This window comes from Jiangella sp. DSM 45060, from assembly GCF_900105175.1.
Taxonomy (GTDB): Bacteria; Actinomycetota; Actinomycetes; order Jiangellales; family Jiangellaceae; genus Jiangella.
The window spans coordinates 3,843,524-3,859,612 of sequence record NZ_LT629771.1; the positions used below are offsets into that span (position 1 = coordinate 3,843,524).

Here is a 16,089-nt window from a genome sequence, read left to right on the forward strand (position 1 = left end):
GGCCGGGCACCCCTCAGCGGGCGTCGTCGTAGAAGAGGCGTTCGACGACGGAGCGGGCCTTGCGGGCGCAGCGGTGGTAGTCGTCGACGAAGAGGGTGGACTCGCCGGCGCCGTAGCCGAGGACCTGCGAGACCGCGGCCAGCGTCTTGGGGTCCTTGGGCAGCATGTCCGACGGGCGGCCGGTGACGAGGACGGTGGCGTTGCGGATGCGGGCCGCCAGCCGCCAGGAGTCCTCCAGGACCGAGCGGTCGTCCGCCGCCAGCAACCCGGCCGAGACGGCGGCGGCCAGCGCACCGGGCGTCGAGGTCGTGCGCAGGGCGGGCACGGACGACGCGTGGCGCAGCTGCAGGAGCTGGGCCGTCCACTCGACATCCGCCAGGCCGCCGGGCCCCAGCTTGAGGTGCATGGACGGGTCGGCGCCGCGGGGCAGCCGCTCGGACTCGACGCGCGCCTTGATGCGGCGCACGTCGCGGATCTGCCCGTCGGTGAGACCGGCGGTCGGCCAGCGCAGGGGGTCGATCAGGGCGGAGAACCGGCGCAGCAGCTCGGGATCGCCGCAGCACGGGGCCGCCCGCAGCAGCGCCTGCCGCTCCCACACCTCGCCCCACCGGTCGTAGTACGCGGCGTACGACGCGAGCGTCCGCACCAGCGGCCCCTGTTTCCCCTCGGGCCGCAGCGCCGCGTCGACGGTGAGGGACGGCTCGGGCGAGGGCAGCGACAGCAGCCGGGTCAGCTCGTTGGCGACGGCGAGCGCTGCCGTCGCCGCCTCGGTCTCGTCCTCGTCGGGATACGGCGTGTGGACGAACAGGACGTCGGCGTCGGACGCGTACCCCATCTCGCGACCGCCGAGCCGGCCCATCGCGACGACGGCCAGCCGGGTCGGCAGCGGCCCGCCGCGCGACGCCTCGACGGCGCGGGTGGCGGCGGCCAGCGCGCCGGACAGCGTGGCCTCCGCGATGGCCGTCAACGCCTCCCCGACGGCCTCGACGGGGGCCGCGGCGGCGAGGTCGGCGACGGTGACGCGGAACAGCTCGCGCCGCCGCATGGCTCGCACGACGCCGATGGCGGCGACGGGGTCGTCATGGCGCTGGACTCCGGCCAGCACCTCCTTCTCCAGCGGCCCGCGCTCGCGCAGGCGCAGGGCGTCGTCGTCGCCGAGCATGGCGACCGACTCGGGCGCGCGCAGCAGCAGCTCGGTGGCGTACCGGCCGGACGCCAGCACCCGCGCCATGCGCTCGGCCGCCGCGCCGTCGTCGCGCAGCAGCCGCAGGTACCAGGGCGTCGTGCCCAGCGCCTCGCTGACCTTGCGGAACCCGGCCAGCCCGGTGTCGGGCTCGGGCGCGTCGGCGAACCAGCCGAGCAGCACCGGCAGCAGCGTCCGCTGGATCGCCGCCCGCCGCGAGACCCCCGTCGTCAGCGCCTCGAGATGCCGCAGCGCGCCCGCGGGGTCGGCGTAGCCGAGCGCCCGCAGCCGGGCCAGCGCCGCCTCGGGGCTGAGCCGGACGCCGTCGCCGGGCAGCCGCGCGACGGCGGACAGCAGCGGCCGGTAGAACAGCTTCTCGTGCAGCCGTCGCACCTCGCGCGCCTGCTGGTGCCAGACGTCGTCCAGCTCCGCGGGCTGGCGCAGCGCCAGCGACCGCGCGAGGACCCGCAGCAGCTCGTCGGAGTCGGGGACGACGTGCGTGCGGCGCAGCCCGCGCAGCTGGATGCGGTGCTCGAACGTGCGCAGGAACCGGTACGCGGCGTCGAGCACGGCGCCGTCGTCGCGCCCGACGTACCCGCCGGCGGTCAGCGCCGCGAGCGCGCCCAGCGTGTTGCCGTCGTGCAGGCTGACGTCGGCCCGGCCGTGCACGAGCTGCAGCAGCTGGACGGCGAACTCGACGTCGCGCAGGCCGCCGGGGCCGAGCTTGAGCTGACGGTCGGCCTCGGCCGGGCGGATGTGGTCCTCGACCCGCCGCCGCATGGCGTGCACGTCGTCGACGAAGTGGTCGCGGCCGGCCGCGGTCCACACCATCGGCATGACGGCGTCGACGTACTGCTGGCCGAGCTCGTGGTCGCCGGCCACCGGACGGGCCTTGAGCAGCGCCTGGAACTCCCACGTCTTCGCCCAGTCGCGGTAGTAGGCGGCGTGGCTGGCGACGGTGCGCACCAGCGGCCCCTGCTTGCCCTCGGGCCGCAGCGCCGCGTCGACCGGCCAGATGGTGCCCTCACCGGTGTAGACCGAGCAGGCCCGCATGAGCGCCGTGGCCAGCGTCGTCGCGGTGGTCAGCCAGCCGGTCGCGTCGTCGGGCGCGTCGGCGGGCGGCTCGGCGACGAACACGACGTCGACGTCGGAGGCGTAGTTCAGCTCGCGGCCGCCGGCCTTGCCCATGGCGATGACGGCGAGCCGGCAGCCGGGCGCGCCCGGCGGCAGCCCGGCCCGGGCGACGGCGAGCGCGGCCTCCAGCGTGGCGCCGGCGAGGTCGGCCAGGTCGGCGGCGACGGCGGCGACGTCGAGGCGGTCGGCGAGGTCGAGCGCCGCCAGCGCCGTGACGTGCCGCCGGTACGCCACCCGCAACGCGTCGAGCAACTCGGGCTGCTCCCCCGAGGCGACGGGCACGGCGGCGGCGGGGTCGGCCCCGACGGCGGTCAGCAGCGCGGCCCGGACGGCGTCGGCGCCGGGCCGGTCGTCGGGGTCCAGCGCGCCGAGGTCGCGCCAGTGGTCCGGATGCCGGCAGAGGTGGTCGGCCAGCGCCGAGCTGAACCCGAGGACGGCCAGCAGCCGGCGCCGGTGCGGCGAGTCGTCGGCCAGCAGCGCCCGCAGCTCCGCGCGTCGCGGCTCGGTCTCGAGCGCCGCCATCAGCCGGCCCACGCCGCGCAGCCCGAGATCGGGGTCGGCGACGGCGGCCAGCGCGGCCACGAGGTCGGTGCCGTCGAGGCCGTCGAGCAGCGGGTCGTCGAGTTCGCGCTGCGCCGCGGCGGTGTCGGCGAACCCGGCCTTGGCCAGCGACGCGACGCGGCCCTCCGTCCGGTTCACAGACATGCGACCAACCTACCGCCGCCGGCTCCGCCGCCCTGCCCGCCCCGGCGCCGACCGCGCGGCGGCGGCATCGCCGCAGGCCCGGGCGTTCGAACGTCAGCCGTCACGCCACGAGGGTCCAGCCGAGGGCCGCGGCGCCCAGCCCGGCGCCCATGCTGACCAGCACGTTCGCCACACCGCGGGACCACGCGCCGTCCTCCAGCAGCCGCAGCGTCTCGTAGCCGAACGTGCTGTACGTCGTCAGCGCGCCGCAGAAGCCGGTCGCGAGCAGCGCCCGCAGCTCGGGCCCGGCCGACGGCGACCCCAGCACGAGCCCGAGGATGAACGACCCCACGACGTTGACCACCAGCGTGCCCCACGGGAGCGCGCCGTCCAGCCGCAGCTGCACCCAGCGGTCGACGACGTAGCGCAGCGGCGCGCCGACCGCCGCGCCGGCGGCCACCAGCAGCAGAGTCACGAGCCGCGGCCCACGTACCGGACGACCTCGACGTCGGCCAGCGTGATGAGGCCCTCCTCGACCAGCGGGGCGACCTCGTCGACGAACCGGTGCACGGGCTCGGCGCGGTCGACGATCACGATGGCCACTGGGAGGTCCTCGGACAGGCTGAGGATGCGCGTGGTGTGGATGTGGTTCGACGCGCCGAACCCCTCGATGCCGCGGAACACGCTGGCGCCGGCCAGTCCGGCGGCGTGCGCCCGGTGCACGATCTCGGTGTACAGCGGCCGGCCGTGCCAGGTGTCGTTCTCGCCGACGACGATGGTCAGCCGCCGGGCTGGTCCCTCCAGCGTCATGCGCGTCTCCCTCCTCGCAGGGCCCGGGTGGCCGCGGTCCCGATCCAGACCGCCAGCAGCGCCAGCACCGGCGTCACCAGGTAGTACGTCAGCGCGGCGGCGGCCCGGCCGTCGGCCAGCAGCCGCTGGGTGTCCACCGCGTAGGTGGAGAACGTGGTGTACCCGCCCAGCACGCCGATGCCGAGGAACGGCCGCAGCAGCCGGTGCGGCGCGGTGAGGTCGAGCAGCACCGCCATGAGCACGCCGATCAGCAGGCAGCCGGTCACGTTGACGACGAGGATCGCCCACGGCCAGCCGGTGCCGGCGTCGGTCTGCAGCGACGCCACGCCGTGGCGGGCCAGTGCGCCGAGCACGCCGCCCGCGGCGATGACCGCGAGCACGGGGAGCTGACGGCGCAGCCTGGACACCGTCCGAGCCTAGCGAGGCGCCGCCGCTGTCTCGACGATGCGGGCGAACCGGGTGGCCAGCTCCCGACCGGCTGCGACGACCTCGGCGTCGCGACCGGCCAGCTCGCGCACCACCGGTGCCGCGTCGACATCGGGCAGTTCACGAGCCCAGCCGGCGAACGTCGGCTCGGACACCTCCGGGTGGAACTGCACGCCCCACGCGGCCGCGCCGACCCGGAACGCCTGGTGCGGGTACATCGCCGACGACCCGAGCCAGACGGCGCCGGGCGGCAGCTCCGCGACCGCGTCGGCGTGCATGCTCGGGCCGGGGAACGGGTCGGGCAGATCGCCGAGCAGCGGGTCGCCGGCCGCCTCGGGCCGCCAGTGGACGTCGACGACGCCCGACTCGCGGCCCGGCGCCGCGCCGACGGCGACCGTCCCGCCGCACGCGAGCGCCAGCAGCTGCGCGCCCAGGCAGATCCCGAGCGTCGGCGTGCCGTCGGCCGCGGCGGCGCGCAGCAGTACCCGCGTCGCGGGCAGCCACGGCGCGGCGTCGTCGGCGTAGGCGTCGACCTGCCCGCCGAGCACGATCAGCCCGTCGCCCGGCGTCGAGGGGACGGCGTCGCCGGCGTAGGGACGCAGCACCCGCACCTTCGCGCCGGCGTCCTCCAGCCAGCCGCCGAAGCGGTCCAGCGGGCAGCCGGGCTCGTGCTCGACGACGTCGATCAACGCGTCACATCACCGGCAGCATCTTGGCCCGCTCGAACGCGGTGACCTGCAGGCTGTACTCGTTCCACTCGGCCCGCTTGTTGCGCAGGAAGAACTCGAAGACGTGCTCGCCCAGCGTCTCGGCGACCAGCTCGGAGTTCTCCATGGCCTCGATCGCCTCGTCCAGCGAGGCCGGCAGCGGGTCGATGCCCATGGCCCGGCGCTCGCGGTCGGTCAGCGCCCACACGTCGTCCTCGGCGCCCGGCGGCAGCTCGTAGCCCTCCTCGATGCCCTTCAGGCCGGCCGCGAGGATGACGGCGTAGGCGAGGTACGGGTTGCAGGCGGAGTCGAGCGAACGGAACTCGACCCGCGCCGACTGCCCCTTGTCGGGCTTGTACATCGGGACGCGCACCAGCGCCGACCGGTTGTTGTGGCCCCAGCAGACGTAGGCCGGCGCCTCGCCGCCGCCGCGCAGCCGCTTGTAGGAGTTGACCCACTGGTTGGTGACGGCGGTGATCTCGGGCGCGTGCCGGAGCAGCCCGGCGATGAACGACCGCGCCGTCTTGGACAGCTGGTACTCGGCGCCCGGCTCGTGGAAGACGTTGCGGTCGCCCTCGAACAGCGACACGTGGGTGTGCATGCCCGACCCCGGCCACGCGGTGAACGGCTTGGGCATGAACGACGCGTAGAGGTCCTGCGACAGCGCCACCTCGCGGACGACGGCGCGGAACGTCATGAGGTTGTCGGCCGTGGCCAGCGCGTCGGCGTAGCGCAGGTCGATCTCCTGCTGCCCGGGCGCCCCCTCGTGGTGGCTGAACTCGACCGAGATGCCCATGTCCTCGAGCATGGTGATGGTGTCGCGGCGGAAGTCCTGCGCGATGCCGTGCGCGGTGTGGTCGAAGAAGCCGCTGGCGTCGACGGGGGTCGGCTCCTCGCCGCCGGACGGCTGGTTCTTGAAGACGAAGAACTCGACCTCGGGGTGGGTGTAGAAGGTGAACCCCTGCTCCGCGGCCCGGCTGAGCGCGCGCTTGAGCACGTGCCGCGGGTCGGCGTACGACGGCGAGCCGTCGGGCATGAGGATGTCGCAGAACATGCGGGCCGTGCCGTTGGACCCGCCCCGCCACGGCAGCACCTGGAACGTCGACGGGTCGGGCTTGGCCAGCATGTCGGCCTCGTAGACACGGGCGAACCCCTCGATGGCGGAGCCGTCGAAGCCGATGCCCTCGGAGAACGCGTTCTCCAGCTCGGCCGGCGCGACCGCGACCGACTTCAGGAACCCGAGCACGTCGGTGAACCAGAGCCGGACGAACCGGATGTCGCGCTCTTCCAGCGACCGGAGGACGAACTGCTGCTGCTTCTCCACGTCGCCAGTGTGCCCCACCGGTGTGTCCGCCGGGTAGCGGGACGGTGACGGCCGTGGCATTAGGCTCGGACCGTGCCGCAGATCAGAATCGCGCTCGCTCAGGTGAACCCGACCGTCGGTGCGCTCGAGGCCAACGCGGACCTCGTCGTCCGCATGACCAAGCACGCCGCCGCGCAGCACGCCCACCTGGTCGCCTTCCCCGAGATGATGCTCACCGGCTACCCGGTCGAGGACCTCGCGCTGCGGGCGTCCTTCGTCGACGAGTCGCGCGCCACGCTGGAGAAGCTGGCGGCCCGCCTCGACGGCGAGGGTCTCGGCGCCACCGCGGTCGTCGTCGGCTACCTGGGCCGCGACGACGCCACGGCCGGCCAGTTCCAGCTGGGCCGGCCCAAGGGGTCGCCGCAGAACGCCGTCGCCGTCCTCTACGGCGGGCGCGTCGTGGCCCGGCAGGCCAAACACCACCTGATCAACTACGGCGTCTTCGACGAGGTCCGCTACTTCGTCCCCGGCGACCACCTCGGCGTGTTCCGGCTGCACGGCATCGACGTAGCGCTCGCGATCTGCGAGGACATCTGGCAGGACGGCGGGCCGGTCTCCGTCGCGCGCGAGGCGCGGGCCGGGCTGCTGCTTGTCGTCAACGGGTCGCCGTACGAGCGCAACAAGGACGACACCCGCCTCGACCTCGCCCGCCGCCGGGCCGCCGACGCGCAGGCGACGTTGGCGTACGTCAACATGGTCGGCGGCCAGGACGAACTGGTCTTCGACGGCGACTCCCTCGTCGTCCGCCCCGACGGCGAGCTGCTCGCCCGGGCGCCGCAGTTCGAGGAGGGCTGCCTGGTCGTCGACCTCCAGCTGCCCGAGGCGGTCGCGCCGGCGCCCGGCCCGTGGGGCATGACGCAGGAGCGCGTCGCCGGGTTCGCCGTCCACCGCAGCACACTGACCACGGCGCCGCTGCCCGCGTACACGCCCGATCCCGGCGCACTGGCGCCGCGGCTGTCCGACCACGCCGAGGTGTACGCGGCCATCGTCACCGGGCTGCGCGACTACGTGCGCAAGAACGGCTTCACGTCGGTGGTGCTGGGGCTGTCCGGCGGCATCGACTCCGCGCTGGTCGCCGCCATCGCCGTCGACGCGCTCGGGGCCGAGAACGTGCACGGCGTCTCGATGCCCAGCTCGTACTCGTCCGAGCACTCCAGGACCGACGCGCAGCAGCTGGCCGAGCGCACCGGGCTGCGGTACCGGACCATTCCCATCGCGCCGATGGTCCGCGCGTTCCTCGACAACGTCCAGCTCACCGGGCTGGCCGAGGAGAACCTGCAGGCCCGCGTGCGCGGCATGACGCTCATGGCGCTGTCGAACCAGGAAGGGCACCTCGTCCTCGCCACCGGCAACAAGACCGAGCTGGCGGTCGGCTACTCCACCATCTACGGCGACGCCGTCGGCGGCTACGCGCCGATCAAGGACGTCCCGAAGACGCTGACCTGGGAGCTGGCCCGCTGGCGCAACGCCACGGCGGCCGAGCGCGGCGAGACGCCGCCCATCCCTCAGGGCTCCATCGACAAGCCGCCGAGCGCCGAGCTGCGTCCCGGCCAGCTCGACTCCGACTCGCTGCCCGACTACCCGCTGCTCGACGACATCCTGTACCGCCACCTCGAGCAGGACCTCGGCGCCGGCGAGCTGCGCGCCGCCGGGTTCGACGCCGGCCTCGTCGCCAAGGTGCTGCGCATGGTCGACACCGCCGAGTACAAGCGGCGGCAGTACCCGCCCGGCCCGAAGATCACCATGCGCAACTTCGGCCGCGACCGCCGGGTGCCGATCACCAGCGCCTGGCGCGAGGCGGCCCGCGAGGGGTCCGTTCCGGCCGACGCGCCCAAGGACGACGTGCCGGCGGCCGGTCCCGCGGCGAGCGAGCCGGCGCCCGTCGAGGCGCAGGCCGAGGCCGTCCAGCCGGAAGCGCAGGCCGCCGAGCCGCAGCCGGATGCCGTCCAGCCGGAGGCGCCCGGCGACCAGCCGGACGCGGACGCCGTCCAGCCCGAGACCGAGGCGCTGGTGCAGCCGGCCCGGGAGCTGCCGCCACCGCCTCCCCCGCACTGACCCCTCGTTCGTGGGACAATCGGAGGCGTTAGGGGACCCGGACACGGGCCTCGAGACGCACCCAAGGAGTCCTGCGATGACGCACGAGACCGTCCCGCTGTACGGCGGCCAGCTCTCCCGCCGGGTCACCATCCGTGACCTCCGCCTCGCCAAGGAGCGCGGCGAACGCTGGCCCATGCTCACTTCGTACGACATGTACACCGCCGAGATCTTCGACGCCGCCGGCATCCCGGTGCTGCTGGTCGGCGACTCCGCGGGCAACAACGTGTTCGCTCATGCCGACACCGTCCCGGTCACCGTCGACGAGCTTGTCCCGCTGGCCCGCGCGGTCGTGCGGTCCACCAGCCGGGCGCTCGTCGTGTGCGACCTCCCGTTCGGCTCGTACCAGCTGGGCCCCGAGCAGGCGCTGGCCACGTCCATCCGCATCATGAAAGAGACCGGCGCCCAGGCGGTGAAGCTCGAGGGCGGGCTGCCGGTCGTCGAGTCGGTGCGCCGCATCGTCGAGGCCGGCGTGCCGGTCATGGCGCACATCGGGTTCACCCCGCAGAGCGTCAACGCGCTCGGCGGCTACCGTGTGCAGGGCCGCGGGCCCGAGGCCGACAAGCTGATCGAGTCTGCGCTGGCACTCGAGGAGGCCGGCGCGTTCTCCGTCGTCCTCGAGATGGTGACGGCGCAGGTGGCGGCCGAGGTGACGAAGCGGCTGAGCATCCCGACCATCGGCATCGGCGCCGGTCCCGACGTCGACGCGCAGGTGCTGGTCTGGCAGGACATGGCCGGTCTGCGCGAGGGCCGCCTCCCCCGGTTCGTCAAGCAGTACGGCAACCTCCGCGGCGCCCTCGCCGACGCCACCAAGGCCTTCGCCGACGACGTCGTCAGCGGCGCGTTCCCGGCCGAGGAGCACTCCTACCACTGACCGGGGCGCCCGTCGTCAGGCGGCGGCCTCGAGACCCGCCAGCCCGAAGGTCCGCGCGACCAGCCGGTCGCGCAGGCCCGCGGGCAGGTGCGAGACCAGCCGCAGCAGCCTGACCTCGCCGGTCGCGGCGTACCAGCGCCGCGGCCGGCGTGCCTCGACCGCCCTGACGATCGCCGCGGCGGCCTTCTCCGGCGGGCTGGTCCGCTGGTTCGCGGCCGCCTTCTCCACCGCGGCGAGGTGCTGCCGGTAGAGCGCGACGCGGCCCGGGTCGGTGCCGTCCAGGGCAGCGCGGGCGGCGGCCTCGGCCTTGGCGAAGATGAGCGTCTTCGTCGACCCCGGCTCGACCAGGACGACGGGGATGCGCCACGCCGCGAGCTCCCCGCGCAGCGCGTCGGACAGCGACTCCAGCGCCGCCTTGCTGGCGCCGATCGGGCCAAGGAACGGCACCGGCACCCACGCCGTCGGCGCGCTGACGTTGACGACGCGGCCGCGGCCGGCCCGCAGCAGCGGCAGGAACGCCTGCGTGACGTGGGCCGGGCCGAACGTGTTGACCTCGAACTGGCGGCGCAGCTCGTGCGGCGGGACCAGTTCGAGCGGCCCTTGCACGATGACGCCCGCGTTGTTGACGACGGCGCGCAGCCCGGCCGCGCCGACGTCGTGGCCGATCTTCTTCGCCGCGAGCGCGACGGCGACCGGGTCGGTGACGTCCATCTCGACGACGCGGACGCCCTTCACCCCGGCGACGGCGCTCGCGCCGGTGCCGCCGGTGCCGCCGGTGCTGGCGGAGCCGCCGGCGCTGCCGGTGGCGCTGGCGCCGCCGTTCCCGTCGCCGCGGACCGTCGCGAACACCGTCATGCCGCGGTCGGCCAGCGCCCGGACGGCGGCCGCCCCGATGCCGCCGTTGGCGCCCGTCACCAGGACCGCGCCGGTGGTCTCAGCCATGCTCTGCTCCCTCATTAACATGTCCTTAGGGACATGTCCGAGTATTCATGTGGCCGGAGGGACATGTCAAGATGGTCGACCGGGGTCCGGTTCCGAGGAGGAGTGGCGATGTCGCTGCGGCACGGTCTGCTGGGGCTGCTCGCGGAGGGCCCGGCCAGCGGCTACGACCTCGCCGGCCGGTTCCAGGACCTGCTCGGCACGGTGTGGCCGGCCCAGCACCCGAAGATCTACGCCGAGCTGGGCAAACTCGCCGACGAGGGCCTCATCGAGGTCGACTCCGTCGGCGCCCGCGGCCGCAAGGCCTACCGCATCACCCCCGACGGCCTCGCCGAGGTCCGCCGCTGGCTCACCTCCACCGAGGTCGACCACACCATGCGGCTGCAGGCGCTGCTGCGCTCCGTGTTCTTCTGGCTCATGCCACCCGACGACCTCCGGCGGCACCTCGCCGCGGAGGCGACGTACTACCGGCAGACCGCCGACTTCTACCGACAGATCGCCGCCGCCAAGGACCGCGGCGACTACGGCGACAGCCCGCCGACGCAGGCCATCCGGATCGCCGCGGAGGCCGGGATCCGGCTGCACCAGGCCCTTGCCGACTGGGCCGAATGGGCGCAGACCGCGCCCCTCAGCACGGACGACGGCGTGGAGTAGGCGAGCTCGCCGGCCGGCGGCGGTTCCCGTCCCGCCCGGGGCGCCCCAGCGCGAAGCCCCAGCACCCGGGCGCCGACGTTCGCCGACGTTCGCCGACGTTCGCCGAGGTACGGTCCCCGCCCGGCTGGGAGGGCTTCCCACCCTACGGGCGGGCACCGACAGTGTTCGCGCGATCGACGGACGTGACGCCGAGGCGGGCTGTCGCCGCAGCGCACCACGGCCCGCGGACGAAGGCAGTCCGGGCGCTTCTCACCGCGCTCGCGAAAGCCGAGCTCCGTCAGGCGTCGTCGTCCCAGTCGCGGTCGAGGGCGTCCTGCTGCGCCGTGCGCTCGTGCGCCCGTGCCAGCGCGTCCTCGGCTTCCGCACGCGTCTCGTACGGCCCGAGACGCCGGTCGTTGGGGCAGCCGTCGACCGGCTCGACCCGCGAATGGTCGAGGCACCAGTACCAGGGTCCGTCGGCCACGATGACTCCCTTCGCCTGAGAAGCGCACCTCAGCCTAGACTTTCACACCATGTCGCCCGTCGTACCCGGCATCGTGTCGCCCGAGCGCCCCGTCCCGCCGTCCATCGTCCGTCCCGAGTACGTCGGCAAGGCCCGGCCCCAGCCGTTCGAGGGCTCCGAGGTGAAGGACGCCGGCACCATCGAGCGCATCCGCGTCGCCGCCCAGCTGGCCGCGCAGGCGCTGGCCGAGGTCGGCAAGCACGTCGCGCCGGGCATCACCACCGACGAGCTCGACGCCATCGGCCACGACTTCCTGGTCGAGCGTGGCGCGTACCCGTCGACGCTCGGGTACCGGGGATTCCCGAAGTCGCTGTGCACGAGCGTCAACGAGGTCATCTGCCACGGCATCCCCGACTCCACCGTCGTCCGCGACGGCGACATCGTGAACATCGACATCACCGCCTACATCGACGGCGTGCACGGCGACAACAACGCGACCTTCCTGGCCGGCGACGTCGACGAGGAGACGCGGCTGCTGGTCGAGCGCACGCAGGAGGCGCTGAACCGCGCCATCAAGGCGGTGAAGCCGGGCCGCGCCATCAACGTCATCGGGCGGGTCATCGAGTCCTACGCGAAGCGGTTCGGCTACGGCGTCGTGCGCGAGTTCACCGGCCACGGCGTCGGCGAGTCGTTCCACTCCGGGCTGGTGGTGCCGCACTACGACGACCCCGGGTCGACGACCATCATCGAGCCGGGCATGGTGTTCACCATCGAGCCGATGCTCAACCTCGGCACTCACGAGTGGACGATGTGGGACGACGGCTGGACGGTCGTCACCGCCGACGGCCGCCGGTCGGCGCAGTTCGAGCACACGCTGCTGGTCACCGAGACCGGCGCCGAGATCCTCACCCTGCCCTGAGGTCCCGGCGCCGCCCCGGCGCCGTCAGCGCAGCCCGAACGCCCGCACCACCGTCTGCTCCAGCCGGCCGCCGTTGACATCGGTCGCCGTGATCCGCAGGGTCACCGCGCCGCCCGGCTCGCCGCCGGCGTCGACGGTCGCCCGGTAGCGGCCGTCCGCGCCGCGCAGCTGCGCCGGCGTCCACGTCGCGCCGTCGTCCACCGAGACCTCCAGCTCGACGTCGTCGATCTCGGCGCCGGACGACCCGGCCTGGTGCCGCAGGCCGACGTCGATCCGGACCGGCCGATCCGCCGGCACCGTGCCCAGCGCGTCCGCGCCGGGCACGTCGTAGTCGGCGACCAGCAGCGGCAGCCGCTCACCGTCGCCGTCGTCGCCGGCCGAGTGGAACGTCCACGCCGAGCTCACCTGGGTGGAGTAGATCCACCAGGACTGCTCGAACCGACCGTCCAGCTCCAGACGGAAGGTGCCGGGTCCGGCCGGGACGTCGACGAGTCCGCCGCGGTCGGCGACCTCGCCCAGCAGCTCGCCGTCGCGGTAGAGCCGCAGCGCGTACTCCTCCAGCGCGGAGCCGTACATCTGCACGTGGCCGGGGTCGTGGACGAAGCCGCCGAGCAACGCCCAGATGGTGTCGCCGTAGCGTTCGACGACGGCGTCGGGCGACTCGCGGTCGGGCAGCGACTGGGTGGCGACCGGGCTCATCCACTGGACGTCGTCGCGCTGCCTGGGCCGGTACGTCCGCGGGATCTCACTCCAGGACGGCGCGCCGTCGTCGGCGTTGTGCGGCAGGACCTGCTGCCACCAGGTCACCTCGTTCGCGAGGACGTGGTCGGTGCGCTCCGACGGCGCGGTCACGAACGGCAGCATCCAGCCGCCGATGGAGTTGCCGGACGGCGACCGGCCCTGCCGCGTCTCGGACGTGCTGCTGGTCGGCGCGTGCGCGCCGAACCGGACGTCGATCGTCGCGAGGTCGGACCGGCGGAACTGCCACCGCGGCCGCTCCGGGACCTGCTCGCGGGCGGGGACGAGCAGGTCGTAGACGTACGGTGTGACGGCCGAGCCGGTGAGCTCCAGCTCCACCGAGCCGTCGGCCAGCAGCTCGCGCAATCGCGCGGCGGCGGTCCGGCTGGTCCCGATGACCGGGATGTCGACCAGCGGGTACAGCCACTGGGTCCGCACGCCCGCGCGCTGCGGGTCGTAGAACAGCACCGCCCGCGCGCCGGCCCGCTCCAGGTCGGCGGCCTGCTCGCCGTTGTCGCGCTCCGGGTCGCGGACGGCCAGGGCGATCGCGCCGTCGACGGGCGTGTCGCTCAGCTCGGCGGCGGTCGCCGTGCCGACGTCGACGACGGGCAGCCGGAGCGTTCCGTCGATGCGCTGGGAGAACTCGTAGTACGCCGTCTCGATCTCGGCGGACGTCCCCGGCACCTCGGCGCGGATGGGCGGCTCCTCCAGCCGCACGCCGGTGTCGAAGAAGAACGCGCCGGAGGCCACGGGCTCGGTCGGCACGGCGAACAGCTCGTAGTCGGCGCCGATGGCCTCGAGGGACGACGACAGCGCGAGCTCGTCCTGAGCGCGGCCGCGAGCGTAGCCGAGCATGCTCCACCGTGGCGTCGCGTCCTCGGCGCCGCGGACCGTCGTGCGGACCGGTTCGGCGCCCTGGGCGTCCAGCGTGACCTCCGTGGCGCCGGCCACCTCGATCTCCGGGTCGGTGACCAGCGTGTACTCGGGCGCGCGGTCGTCCTCGGCAGCCCGGTAGAGGAAGGAGCCGAACGAATACGTGCCCGGCGGCAGCCGCAGGGTCGCCGTCCCGTCCGGCACCGGCTCGACCGTCCAGGTGCCCTGGTCGACGTCCACCACTTCGATCTCACCGGACGCCGGCGCGCCGGCCCTGTCCACCAGCCGCACCGTGACGTCGTACCTCTCCGCCTCCACGTACCAGCCGGCGGGGATGCGGACCGAGCGCTGCGTCGCCCGGTCGGTGGCGACGACCGCGGCCTCGTAGTGACCGGGGTCGAGGCCGGTGGCGTCGGTGGTGACGGCGGCCGTCGCGGCGCCGCCGGCGGGGATCGTCAGCTCGGACGGCGTGACGGTGATCGCGCCCGCGGGCGGCGGCTCAGCGCCCGTCGCGGTGACGGCGAGGTCCAGCGTCACGGGCGCGTCGGAGACGTTGGTGTAGGTGACCTCGCGGGTGACCAGCTCGACGTCATCGTGCGGCCAGCGGTGGTAGCCGAACTCCAGCTCGCCCACCGACGGCACGACGCTGACGGTCGCGGCCGCGGCGACGTCGACCCGGCCGGCGCCCTGCTCGTAGATGCTGATCGCCGGTGCGGGCGCGGCGGTCGACATCAGGACCGCGCGCAGCTGCGCCGCCGACCAGTCCGGGTGCTGACCCGCGAGGATCGCGGCCGCGCCGGCGACGTGCGGCGCCGCCATGGACGTCCCGTCCATCGTCAGGTACGCCTCATCGCCGCCGTCGTCGATGGTGGTCGACCGCGCCGCGGTGATCTCGACGCCGGGGGCGCTGATCTCCGGCTTGATGGCGCCGTCGGTGAGCCGCGGGCCGCGGCTGGAGAACGGCGCGAGGACGTCCTCGCCGTCCACGGCGCCGACCGCGAGCGCGGCGTCGGCCGTCGCCGGGCTCGCGACGGTCTCGGCGCCGGGGCCCTCGTTCCCCGCCGACGTCACGAACAGCACGCCCGCTTCCTCCGTCAGCCGGTCGACGGCGAGCGCCGCCGGGTCGCGGCCGTCGGTCGGCTCGGACGAGAGGCTGAGATTGACGACGTCCGCGCCCTGCTCGACGGCCCACTCCATGCCGGCGATGACGTCGGACATCTGGCCGAAGCCGTAGTCGTCGAGGACCTTGCCCGAGAGGAGCTTCGCCTCGGGCGCGACGCCCCGGAAGCTCCCGTCCGACGCCGCGCCGGTGCCCGCCGCCGTCGAGGCGACGTGCGTGCCGTGCCCGGCCCGGTCCACCGTGTCGGGCGACGTCGAGAAGTTCTGCTCCGCGACGACCTTCCCGGCGAGGTCCGGATGGGTGGCGTCGACGCCGGTGTCGAGGATCGCGATGACGGCGCCGGCGCCCGCGTGCCCGTCCTCCCACGCCCGCGGGGCGCCGATCTGCGGGACGCTCTCGTCGAGGCTCGCCCGGACCGTGCCGTCGAGCCAGACGTGCGAGATCGCGCCGCCGGCGCCGCGCGCGCCGTCCGCCTGCGAGAACGCCGACCAGAACTGCGCCGCGGCGTCTCTGTCCTGCTCGACGGCGACGGCGTCGATGCTGTCGAGGGTCGTGGTGACGGTCGCGCCCGGCAGCTCGCGCGCGGCCGCCCTCGCGCCGGAGTACTGCACGATCAGCGGCAGCGTCGGCCGGTCCGCGTCGCCGTAGCCCTGGGCGACCAGCCCGGTGACGTCGAACAGGCCGGGGTCGAGTGTGCCCGCCGTGAGGAACGGCTGCGCCGCGGCCGGCACGACGTACGTGCGGTCGGCGGTGCGGCGGATGCGCACCGCGTCGGAAGGGCTGTCCGGTCCGGGCAGCATGGTCACGCTCTCGCGTCCCGGCTCGCCGGCGCCGACCAGCACCCGGTCGCCGGTCACGAGAGTGATCAGCCGGCCTTCGCCGCGGCTGCCCGCGCCGTCGGCCCCGGGTGGGGTGGCCGGTGGTGGCGTGGGCGGTGGTGGCGTGCCAGTGCTCGCGCCCGCCGTCAGCACCAGCGCCAGCGCGGCGCCGAGCGCCGCCCGCATCGATCGTCGTCCGTTCGCCGGCCGTTCGCGTCGTGTCGTCACACTTGCTGGACGCAACGGGCGAAGCGGAGGTTGTCGCGCCGGCCGTAGAAGGTCCGCTGGCCCCGATCGCGTTCATCGGCGAA

The 16,089-nt window shown here is 74.4% G+C and carries 13 protein-coding genes; 4 read left to right on the forward strand and 9 right to left on the reverse strand.

The window, feature by feature from the left end:
• Nucleotides 1–13 precede the first annotated feature (13 nt).
• The 6 genes from BLU82_RS17300 to glnA form a co-directional block, all read right to left on the reverse strand.
• A complete protein-coding gene (locus BLU82_RS17300; protein ID WP_092622395.1) occupies nt 14–3,022 on the reverse strand; it encodes a bifunctional [glutamine synthetase] adenylyltransferase/[glutamine synthetase]-adenylyl-L-tyrosine phosphorylase in 3,009 nt (1,002 codons plus the stop codon).
• A 100-nt stretch (nt 3,023–3,122) separates the two neighbouring features.
• Nucleotides 3,123–3,476: a fluoride efflux transporter CrcB gene (crcB, locus tag BLU82_RS17305; RefSeq protein ID WP_092622396.1), complete on the reverse strand. Its 354-nt coding sequence runs from the start codon at nt 3,474–3,476 to the stop codon at nt 3,123–3,125.
• Complete coding sequence (locus BLU82_RS17310) at nt 3,473–3,811, reverse strand: DUF190 domain-containing protein (RefSeq protein WP_092622397.1); 339 nt, start codon at nt 3,809–3,811, stop codon at nt 3,473–3,475. Before BLU82_RS17310 ends, crcB (BLU82_RS17305) begins: the two co-directional genes overlap by 4 nt.
• Nucleotides 3,808–4,218 (reverse strand): fluoride efflux transporter CrcB, encoded by a 411-nt coding sequence (gene crcB / locus BLU82_RS17315; protein WP_197682279.1) that lies wholly within the window; start codon nt 4,216–4,218, stop codon nt 3,808–3,810. The genes BLU82_RS17310 and crcB (BLU82_RS17315) overlap by 4 nt, the downstream gene beginning before the upstream one ends.
• A gap of 9 nt (nt 4,219–4,227) precedes the next feature.
• Nucleotides 4,228–4,926, reverse strand: coding sequence for a type 1 glutamine amidotransferase (locus BLU82_RS17320; RefSeq protein WP_197682280.1), 699 nt, complete (start codon nt 4,924–4,926; stop codon nt 4,228–4,230).
• Between the two features lie 4 nt (nt 4,927–4,930).
• Nucleotides 4,931–6,268: a type I glutamate--ammonia ligase gene (glnA, locus tag BLU82_RS17325; protein ID WP_069110783.1), complete on the reverse strand. Its 1,338-nt coding sequence runs from the start codon at nt 6,266–6,268 to the stop codon at nt 4,931–4,933.
• A 72-nt stretch (nt 6,269–6,340) separates the two neighbouring features.
• On the opposite strand from glnA, the gene BLU82_RS17330 reads away from it, so the two are divergent.
• Nucleotides 6,341–8,362 (forward strand): NAD+ synthase, encoded by a 2,022-nt coding sequence (locus BLU82_RS17330; protein WP_092622398.1) that lies wholly within the window; start codon nt 6,341–6,343, stop codon nt 8,360–8,362.
• A 76-nt stretch (nt 8,363–8,438) separates the two neighbouring features.
• Nucleotides 8,439–9,275: a 3-methyl-2-oxobutanoate hydroxymethyltransferase gene (gene panB / locus BLU82_RS17335; RefSeq protein ID WP_092622399.1), complete on the forward strand. Its 837-nt coding sequence runs from the start codon at nt 8,439–8,441 to the stop codon at nt 9,273–9,275.
• Nucleotides 9,276–9,290: 15 nt separating this feature from the next.
• Here panB and BLU82_RS17340 read toward each other — a convergent pair whose 3' ends face one another.
• Complete coding sequence (locus tag BLU82_RS17340; protein WP_092622400.1) at nt 9,291–10,217, reverse strand: SDR family NAD(P)-dependent oxidoreductase; 927 nt, start codon at nt 10,215–10,217, stop codon at nt 9,291–9,293.
• A gap of 108 nt (nt 10,218–10,325) precedes the next feature.
• Here BLU82_RS17340 and BLU82_RS17345 point away from each other — a divergent pair, with 108 nt between their 5' ends.
• The gene (locus tag BLU82_RS17345) at nt 10,326–10,868 is read left to right on the forward strand and encodes a PadR family transcriptional regulator (RefSeq protein WP_092622401.1); all 543 of its coding nucleotides are present in this window, start codon (nt 10,326–10,328) and stop codon (nt 10,866–10,868) included.
• A 277-nt stretch (nt 10,869–11,145) separates the two neighbouring features.
• Here the strand turns inward: BLU82_RS17345 and BLU82_RS17350 are convergent, their stop codons facing one another.
• On the reverse strand, nt 11,146–11,331 hold the full coding sequence (locus tag BLU82_RS17350) for a hypothetical protein (protein ID WP_069110785.1): 186 nt from the start codon (nt 11,329–11,331) through the stop codon (nt 11,146–11,148).
• Between the two features lie 49 nt (nt 11,332–11,380).
• Here BLU82_RS17350 and map point away from each other — a divergent pair, with 49 nt between their 5' ends.
• Entirely contained in the window at nt 11,381–12,229 is an 849-nt protein-coding gene (gene map, locus BLU82_RS17355; RefSeq protein ID WP_092622402.1) for a type I methionyl aminopeptidase, read from the forward strand.
• A 24-nt stretch (nt 12,230–12,253) separates the two neighbouring features.
• Here the strand turns inward: map and BLU82_RS17360 are convergent, their stop codons facing one another.
• A complete protein-coding gene (locus BLU82_RS17360; RefSeq protein WP_092622403.1) occupies nt 12,254–15,964 on the reverse strand; it encodes a S8 family serine peptidase in 3,711 nt (1,236 codons plus the stop codon).
• Nucleotides 15,965–16,089: the final 125 nt, after the last annotated feature.